The sequence below is a fragment of the Catenulispora rubra genome (genome assembly GCF_015356825.1).
GTDB classification, from domain to species: Bacteria; Actinomycetota; Actinomycetes; order Streptomycetales; family Catenulisporaceae; genus Catenulispora; species Catenulispora rubra.
Genome location: NZ_JAACYW010000413.1, coordinates 1 through 7,932 on the forward strand (window position 1 = coordinate 1; position 7,932 = coordinate 7,932).

Below are 7,932 nucleotides of genomic sequence, written 5' to 3' on the forward strand. Positions count from 1 at the left end.
CAGCTACGGGGTTTTCAAAGGTATTCAGCCTATGGAGATGCGCATTGGAGAAGTGCTCCGGGCTGGCCGGGTGGCGGCGGGTTCCTCGATCGGCTCGGACACGCAGCAAACCTAACGGATAGCCGTATCCCCGGAAACGTCGTTCTGGCAAGTCGTGACGTCCGTGACCAAATGCGACTCCTGAGAAACCCCTGGAGCAGTCCTTACCCCTCCGGGCGCTCGGTCGAGTGCTCGGCGGCGCACACCTCGGTCAGCGGCAGCACCCGGTAGGGCACCGGGTTCGCCATCGCGATCACCGTCGAGGTCCGCTGGATGCCCTCGAAGGAGACCAGCTTGTCGATCACCCGCTGCATGTCCGCGTTGGACCGCGCGACGATGCGGCACAGCATGTCGCCGACACCGGTGATGGTGTGCATCTCCAGCAGCTCCGGGATCGCCGCCAGATGCTCGCGGACCTGCGCGCCGCGGCCCTGCCGGATCTCCAGCGTGGCGAAGGCGGTCACCGAGTAGCCGAGCGCGACCGGGTCGATGACCGGCCCGAAGCCGCGCACCACGCCGCGGGCCTGGAGCCGGTCCAGGCGCGCCTGCACGGTCCCGCGCGCCACCCCCAGCCGCCGCGACGCTTCCAGGATCCCGATCCGCGGCTCCTCGGTGAGCAGGGCCAGCAGCCGGGCGTCCAGGCCGTCGATCTGCATCATCGAGGGTGACGGTTCATGCAGGGACATATCGGGCGTTTCCCTTCCATGTCGGTTTCAAGACGATGTGTCGCTGGTCACACTGTACAGAAATGCCCTCGGCTGGGCACTCTGGCTGAGCAGATTGTATAGCTCTCCGACCTTGCATTGCGCAGTTTGATCTGCGGATCGAAGCTTGGACCATGACCGAAACCGCTGCCCCCGCCAAGGTCGACGCCGACCTCACCGCCACCTCCGCCGACCCGTTCCCGGTCAAGGGGATGGACGCCGTCGTGTTCGCCGTCGGCAACGCCAAGCAGGCCGCCCACTATTACTCGACCGCTTTCGGCATGAAGGTGGTCGCCTACTCCGGCCCCGAGACCGGCCGCGCGGACCGGGTGTCGTATGTGCTGGTGTCCGGTAGTGCGCGTTTCGTGCTGGAGGGCTCGGTCCGTCCCGGCACCGACATCGCGCGGCACGTCGCCGAGCACGGCGACGGGGTCACCGACCTGGCGATCGCCGTCCCGGACGTCTACGCCGCCTACGAGTACGCGGTCGCGCACGGCGCCACCGGCCTGGAGAAGCCGCACGAGATCGAGGACGAGCACGGCGTCCTGGTCCGTGCCGCGGTCGCGACCTACGGCGACACCCGGCACTCGCTGATCGACCGGTCCGGCTACCGCGGCGTCTACGCCCCCGGCTACGTCGAGCGCGCGCCTCTGGTCGAGCCCGACACCCGCATCTTCCAGGCGATCGACCACTGCGTCGGCAACGTCGAACTGGGCAAGATGGACGAATGGGTGGAGTTCTACCACAAGGTCATGGGCTTCACGAACATGGCCGAGTTCATCGGCGACGACATCGCCACCGACTACTCGGCGCTGATGTCCAAGGTGGTCGCCGACGGCACCCGCAAGGTCAAGTTCCCGCTGAACGAGCCGGCGATCGCGAAGAAGAAGTCGCAGATCGACGAGTACCTGGAGTTCTACGGCGGCCCCGGCGTGCAGCACATCGCGCTGAACACCGGCGACATCCTGGCCACCGTGGACGCGATGCGCGCCGCGGGCGTGGAGTTCCTGGAGACCCCGGACTCGTACTACGAGGACGAGGAGCTGCGGGCCCGCATCGGGACCGTGCGCGTGCCGGTCGAGGAGCTGCAGAAGCGCAAGATCCTCGTCGACCGGGACGAGGAGGGCTATCTGCTGCAGATCTTCACCAAGCCGGTGCAGGACCGCCCGACCGTGTTCTTCGAGCTCATCGAGCGGCACGGCAGCCAGGGCTTCGGCAAGGGGAACTTCAAGGCGCTGTTCGAGGCCATCGAGCGCGAGCAGGAGCGCCGCGGCAACCTGTGAGCCCCGGCTGAGGCGTCTACTGCAAAGGACGTAGCGGCTGGTCATCGTGCGGGTGTAGGGATTCCCCAAGGTTGCGTAAGGAATCCCGGCACCCGTACAGGTTTGGGCGGCGGTGTTCTAGGCTCGGTGATCGTGGAGAGTACACCGCGTCCCGGCTATTACCCCGACCCCTCAGTTCCCGGATACATCCGGTATTGGGACGGCTCGAAGTGGGTCCCGGGCACCAGCAAGCCGATGCCTAAGAAGGCCGGCGGCGCCGGGGACGCGGAGGTGGTTGTGGAGTCGGGGGCGGTGCCCCCGCCGCCGCGGGCTGCGGCTGCTGCTTCTGCCGCCGGTGCCGCCGCCGCTTCTGCCGCCTCAGGCGGCGATACGCCGGGCCGGGCGTCCATCGGGCAACTGACCTTCGACGATCTCCTTCCGCCGCCGGACGACGCGACGCAGGATTCGTCGTACCAGGACGATCTCGACCCGGTCGCGGCTCCGCTGTCGAAGGCTCCGGCCTTCGCGCCGCCGCGTCCGCTGTCCGAGGTGAGCTTCGACGACGCGAAGCCCTCGGAGTCCTCCCCGTTCGGGCACCGTCCCCCGGCGGACTTCCCGGGCGCGGCTCCGGAGCCGAAGCCTCCCGTCTTCACGCCGCCCAGGTCGTTGGCGGACACGAGCTTCGACAGCCCGTTGCCCGAGGCCCCGCGCCAGGGGCAGGCGCCTCAGGTCGCCAGCGCCGCCGGGATGGGCATCTCCATCGCCGGGGCGCCGGGCATGCCGGTCGCCCCGAGGCAGACCCCGGCGCAGCTGTCCGCGGCGAACCAGGCGCTGCGCATCCGGCTGCTGCGTCCGGACGGCAAGCCGTTCGACGGCCCGGAGATCACCACCGGCCCCAAGCAGGCCGACTCGCCGCAGGGCTCGTCCCGCACCGAGTTCGACACCCCGCGCGGCCCGAAGAAGCAGGCGCCGAAGGTCGTGGTGAAGACCGGGCCGCTGGAGCGCGTCGGGCACACGCTGGCGGTGCTGCTGATCTCCGCGATCGGCATCCTGCCGTTGGGCTACCTGCTGATGAAGTCGGTGCACGACCGCGAGGACAAGCTCGCCGCGAAGATCACCGTGCCGACGAAGATGAACGTGCTGGACACGACGTCCGAGGCCTACCTCGGCGGGATGGTCGTGGTGCTGCTGGTCGTGACGGTGCTGTACGTGACGCGCTTGAAGCGGCGGCGCGCGCGGTAGATCGGTAGATTCAGGCGGCCCGGGGCGGCCAGTCGTCGGGGTGGTACTGGATGTGCAGCATGTCCGGCGTGCTGTGCCGGGTGCGTGCCGGCGGCCATCCGCCGGCGGTGAGTTCGGCGCACACGTGTCTGACGGCGTCGTGGTTGCGCGCGCCGGGACGGACTGCTTCGGCCAGCACGGTACTGAGTTCGTGTGCCGCTTGCTGGAAGGATTCGCGGCTGCCGGTGACGAAGAGCGTGTCGCCCGCGGAGTCGAAGTTCAGCAGGTCGCGGTGCTCCCGGTAGTGCAGGCGGGTGTAGTCCATCTCCGCGTCGGCGAAGTCGGGGACTTGGATCTTGTGCGGCGCGCCGTCGCCGAGCCGGGCGCGTATCGCCTTCCAGCGCGAGGGGCGGAGCTGGTGCAGGGCGAAGGACAGCACCAGATCGACGCTGCGGCCTTCGAAGGGTGAGGCGTTGTGCCGGGTCGGGACGTGGATGATCGAGCGTGGGGACACGGCCGCCAGGGACCACAGGGTGGCCAGTTGGCTCAGGGCCTCGCGGTCGGCGTAGCCGGAGTACCAGATGGTGTCGTCGTGCAGGACCAGGCGGGTGGCAGGACGGTCCGGCCGGATCACCCGGTACTCGCGGCCGTCCAGGCCGACGCGGCTGATCCGGGTCCTGAGTTCCAGTCTGCCGGGCATGTCGGCCATCTTGGCGGCTCGCGATGCGCGGCGGCCAGCCGGTTTCGGCCGTGCCGCCGCCGCGCGTGTTGGTCGACGTGTTGGTCGACGAGTTGGTTGGCCGGCAAGCCAGCGCGTCGGTGCGCTGCTGAGCCTGCGAGCCGGTGCCGCGGTGTGCGGGTGAGTCGGTGTGCTGTGGTGAGTCGCTGTCAGCCTTCAGTCGCCGGCACGACCTCGACTCCGGCCGCGCTCATCTCGGCCAGCGCCGCGACCGTCGAGCCCTCCGCGACCCCGGCCACCAGATCGGTCCGCAGGCGCGTGCGCAGCCCCAGCTTCACCGCGTCCAATGCGGTCGCCCGCACGCAGTAGTCGGTGGCGATCCCGACCACGTCCACCTCGTCCACCCCGTGCGCCCGCAGCCAGTCGCCGAGCGGCGTGTCCGAGCCGTCCACGCCCTCGAACCCGCTGTACGCGGCCTGGAACGCGCCCTTGGAGAAGATCTCGTCGACGTGCGTGCGGTCGAAGTCCGGGTGGAACTCCGCGCCCTTCGTCCCGGCCACGCAGTGCACCGGCCAGCTGGTCACGTAGTCCGGCTCGGCGGCGAAGTGCGACCCGGGGTCGGTGTGCCAGTCGCGGGTCGCCACCACGTGCTCGAAGCCGCCGCGGTCCGGCGCGGCCAGCAGGGCGCTCACGCCGGCCGCGACGGCCGAGCCGCCGGAGACCGGCAGCGAGCCGCCTTCGCAGAAGTCGTTCTGGACGTCGACGACGATCAGTGCGCGCGTCATGCTCGGTCTCTTTCGTCGGGCTTCGTCGGGCTTCGTCGGGCTTCGTCGGGCTTCGTCGGGTTTCGTAGGGCGCTGCTAGCTCGGATACACCGTAGGGATCGCCGGCTCGCCGCGCGAGAGCTGCGTGGACCACGGCGGCAGCTCCGCCCGGGAGGCCTCGTGGCGCTCGCGGATCTCGGCCAGGCTCGGCCGCGCGATCACCTCGCCCTTGGCGACGTACTGCATCAGCAGGTCGCGGCCCTCGGCCTTCAGCGCCTCCGGCGCCGAGCCGGTCCCGACGACCTCCTCCTGCGCCACGCCGTCGGAGCCGATGCGGCGCCAGGCGAACTTGCGGCCGCCGCGGGTGGCCTTCTCAGAGGACTTCTTCGCCACCGGCACCATCGGGGCGTCGGCGTCCACGCTCGCGCCGCGCGCGACCAGCTTGTAGACCAGGCCGGCGGTCGGGGCGCCGGAGCCGGTGACCAGCTGGGTGCCGACGCCGTAGGAGTCCACCGGGGCCGCGGCCAGCGCCGCGATCTGGTACTCGTCCAGGTCCGAGGTGACCACGATCTTGGTGCGCTTGGCGCCGAGCTCGTCGAGCTGCTTGCGTACCCGGTGTGCCATCCAGAGCAGGTCGCCGGAGTCCAGGCGGACCGCGCCGAGGTCGGGGCCGGCGACCTCGACCGCGGTCTTCACGGCCTCGGCCACGTCGTAGGTGTCGACCAGCAGCGTCGTGCCCCGGCCCAGGGTCTCCACCTGGACGCTGAAGGCGTCGCGCTCGCTGTCGTGCAGCAGGACGAAGGCGTGCGCGGAGGTGCCGGTGGTCGGGACGCCGAAGCGGCGGCGCGCCTCCAGGTTGGAGGACGCCGAGAAGCCCGCCAGGTAGGCGGCGCGCGCCGAGGCCACGGCGGCCTCCTCGTGGGTGCGCCGCGAGCCCATCTCCAGGCAGGGACGGCCCATCGCGGCCGACGTCATCCGGGAGGCCGCCGAGGCGATCGCGCTGTCGTGGTTCAGCACCGACAGCACGAGCGTCTCCAGCAGCACCGCCTCGGCGAAGGTGGACTCCACGATCAGCAGCGGGGAGCCGGGGAAGTAGCACTCTCCCTCGGCGTAGCCGTGGACGTCGCCGGTGAAGCGGTAGCCGGCCAGCCAGTCCCGGGTGGGTTCGTCGACGATGCCGGAGGAGTGCAGGAAGTCGCAGATCGCGGTGTCGAAGCGGAATTCCTCCAGGGCGTCCAGGAGGCGGCCGGTGCCGGCGGTGACCCCGTAGCGGCGGCCGTCGGGCAGCCGGCGGGCGAAGACCTCGAACACCGAGCGTCGGTGGGCGGCCCCGCTGCGCAGGGCGCCCTCCAGCATGGTGAGCTCATAGTGGTCCGTGAGGAGCGCGGTGCTGTTCACGATCTATCAGCGTAGTCTGGTGGGATGAGTGTCGCGCCGGTGGAGGTCGTTCCGGAGGCCACGGAGGAGACCCGGGCGGCTCCGGTGCAGGACCCGGTGTGGGTCACCGTGGTCTGGAACGACCCTGTGAACCTGATGAGTTATGTCACCTATGTGTTCATGACCTACTTCGGTTACAGCAAGGGCAAGGCCGAGCGGTTGATGAGTGAGGTGCACAACCTCGGCAAGGCGATAGTGTCCAGCGGCGGCCGCGAGCAGATGGAGAAGGACGTGGCCGCGATGCACGGCTACGGCTTGTGGGCGACCGTGCAGCGCCAGGACGGCTGAACGACCAGATCGGGGATCCGCACGTGCTCCTGCCTTTCCAGGCCGACCGCTCCGGGCGGATCGTCGGCGCGTTCACCGACGGTCAGACCGACGTCCTGCGCTTCCTGCTCGCCGGGCAGCTGGCGCTGCTGGACGAGGAGGACCCGCTGGGCGAGGAGCCCGACTCGCTGGCCGCCGCCCTGGGCATCGCCGAGGGCCCGGTGAAGAAGCCGGACAACCCGGCCCTGGCGCGGCTGTTCCCGGACGCCTACGAAGGTGACGCCGAAGAGGCCAGCGAGTTCCGCAGGCTCACCGAGCCCGACCTGCGCGAGGCCAAGCGCGCCACGGCCCGGCAGGTGCTCGACACTCTGCGGGACTACGAGCCGGGCGACGAGCTGGCCCTGGACGCCGAGCAGGCCCGCTCCTGGCTCGGCGCGGTCAACGACATCCGCCTGGTGCTCGCGGTCTGGCTGGAGATCGAGGACGACGACGACAACCCCTTCGACCGCATCGACGAGCAGGACGACCGCTACGAGATAGTGGTCATGTACCACTGGCTCGGCGCGATGGTGGAATGGCTGGTCGAGGGCCTGATGGGCTGAGGGCGGGAAGCGCCGATTCGCCGCGCGCTGAGCTATATGGCGGCGGAGCCGCAGTGGCCTATGAGCGGCGCCTGGCGTCGCCAGGTGGCCCTTGCAGCCAACCAGGATGCGGCAGGCCACCTGTCTAGCCATGCTTGCTCCTAGACCGTTTCGCTCGTTTTGAGGTCAGCCGCCGGTTTTGCGTGCGGCAAATCGTCACTTCCCGTCCTCCCGTTCCGGGATGTGGTCCGGCATCCGGTCCGGTGCCGTCCGCCGGCCGGACCGCTGTGGCGAACACCCGGCGCCACCCCGCGCCGGGTGAAAGCTGGCGCAGGGCATTGAGTCGATTCCCGAGGTGTGCCAGCATCCTGCCTCATGACAGAGCCACTCGGTGCGGTGCCGTATACCCCCCGGCGGGTACGGCCGCTCGGCCTGCTCGAGATCGACGACTGGCGGGTGAAGCTCCACGGGCTCTCCGCGACGCCCGGGGGCGACCTGGAGGAGGCGGCCCGGGAGGGCGCGCGCAAGGCCGCCGTGGAGGCGTTACCCCGCCCCGGCGTCGGGGGCGGGCGGTACGGGGTCGGATTCGTGATCGCGCACCGGTCGACGAACGCTTACTCGTACGTGGTCGGGTGGTGGTCGTACGGCTGCCTGTTGTCGACAGCCGCCTACTCGGCCCGGTTCTCCGAGCCGGCGGACATCGCGCGGGCGCCCTCCCGGCAGGCCGGCTGCGTGTGGGAGCTCGCGGTGATCGACCACGAGCGGCGGGCCTGGACCCGGACCATGCTCGGGACCAAGGCCGACGGCGACGTCGACGGGTATCTGGGGGCGGTGTTGTCCGGGAAGGTGTGAGCTCGGCGGACCGCGTCAGCATGCGATGACAGATGACAACGGAACGGAGCGGGGCCCCTGGAATTCCAGGGGCCCCGCTCCGTTCCGTTGTCATCTGTCATCGCATGCTGACGCGGTCCGCCGAGC

Annotated in this window: 9 protein-coding genes; 5 read left to right on the forward strand and 4 right to left on the reverse strand. The window is 70.1% G+C overall.

Features of this window, described 5'->3' with window-relative positions; all coding sequences use genetic code 11:
• Nucleotides 1-203 precede the first annotated feature (203 nt).
• Nucleotides 204-695 carry an Lrp/AsnC family transcriptional regulator gene (locus GWK61_RS50680; RefSeq protein ID WP_194921167.1) on the reverse strand — a complete coding sequence of 164 codons (492 nt, stop codon included), beginning with the start codon at nt 693-695 and terminating at the stop codon, nt 204-206.
• Nucleotides 696-877: 182 nt separating this feature from the next.
• On the opposite strand from GWK61_RS50680, the gene hppD reads away from it, so the two are divergent.
• Complete coding sequence (hppD, locus tag GWK61_RS50685) at nt 878-2,026, forward strand: 4-hydroxyphenylpyruvate dioxygenase (protein ID WP_194921148.1); 1,149 nt, start codon at nt 878-880, stop codon at nt 2,024-2,026.
• A gap of 132 nt (nt 2,027-2,158) precedes the next feature.
• A complete protein-coding gene (locus GWK61_RS50690) occupies nt 2,159-3,247 on the forward strand; it encodes a DUF2510 domain-containing protein (RefSeq protein WP_194921149.1) in 1,089 nt (362 codons plus the stop codon).
• A 10-nt stretch (nt 3,248-3,257) separates the two neighbouring features.
• Here the strand turns inward: GWK61_RS50690 and GWK61_RS50695 are convergent, their stop codons facing one another.
• From GWK61_RS50695 to GWK61_RS50705, 3 genes are all read right to left on the reverse strand, one after another.
• Nucleotides 3,258-3,926 (reverse strand): hypothetical protein, encoded by a 669-nt coding sequence (locus tag GWK61_RS50695; RefSeq protein ID WP_194921151.1) that lies wholly within the window; start codon nt 3,924-3,926, stop codon nt 3,258-3,260.
• Between the two features lie 188 nt (nt 3,927-4,114).
• Entirely contained in the window at nt 4,115-4,690 is a 576-nt protein-coding gene (locus tag GWK61_RS50700) for a nicotinamidase (protein WP_194921154.1), read from the reverse strand.
• A 75-nt stretch (nt 4,691-4,765) separates the two neighbouring features.
• Complete coding sequence (locus GWK61_RS50705) at nt 4,766-6,067, reverse strand: nicotinate phosphoribosyltransferase (protein ID WP_194921162.1); 1,302 nt, start codon at nt 6,065-6,067, stop codon at nt 4,766-4,768.
• 24 nt (nt 6,068-6,091) lie between these two features.
• Between GWK61_RS50705 and clpS the strand changes: the two genes are divergently transcribed.
• The 3 genes from clpS (at nt 6,092) to GWK61_RS50720 (ending at nt 7,806) form a co-directional block, all read left to right on the forward strand.
• Nucleotides 6,092-6,394: an ATP-dependent Clp protease adapter ClpS gene (gene clpS / locus GWK61_RS50710; protein WP_194921164.1), complete on the forward strand. Its 303-nt coding sequence runs from the start codon at nt 6,092-6,094 to the stop codon at nt 6,392-6,394.
• A gap of 23 nt (nt 6,395-6,417) precedes the next feature.
• Entirely contained in the window at nt 6,418-6,975 is a 558-nt protein-coding gene (locus GWK61_RS50715) for a DUF2017 domain-containing protein (protein WP_194921165.1), read from the forward strand.
• 354 nt (nt 6,976-7,329) lie between these two features.
• Nucleotides 7,330-7,806 (forward strand): hypothetical protein, encoded by a 477-nt coding sequence (locus GWK61_RS50720; RefSeq protein ID WP_194921166.1) that lies wholly within the window; start codon nt 7,330-7,332, stop codon nt 7,804-7,806.
• Nucleotides 7,807-7,932 lie beyond the last annotated feature (126 nt).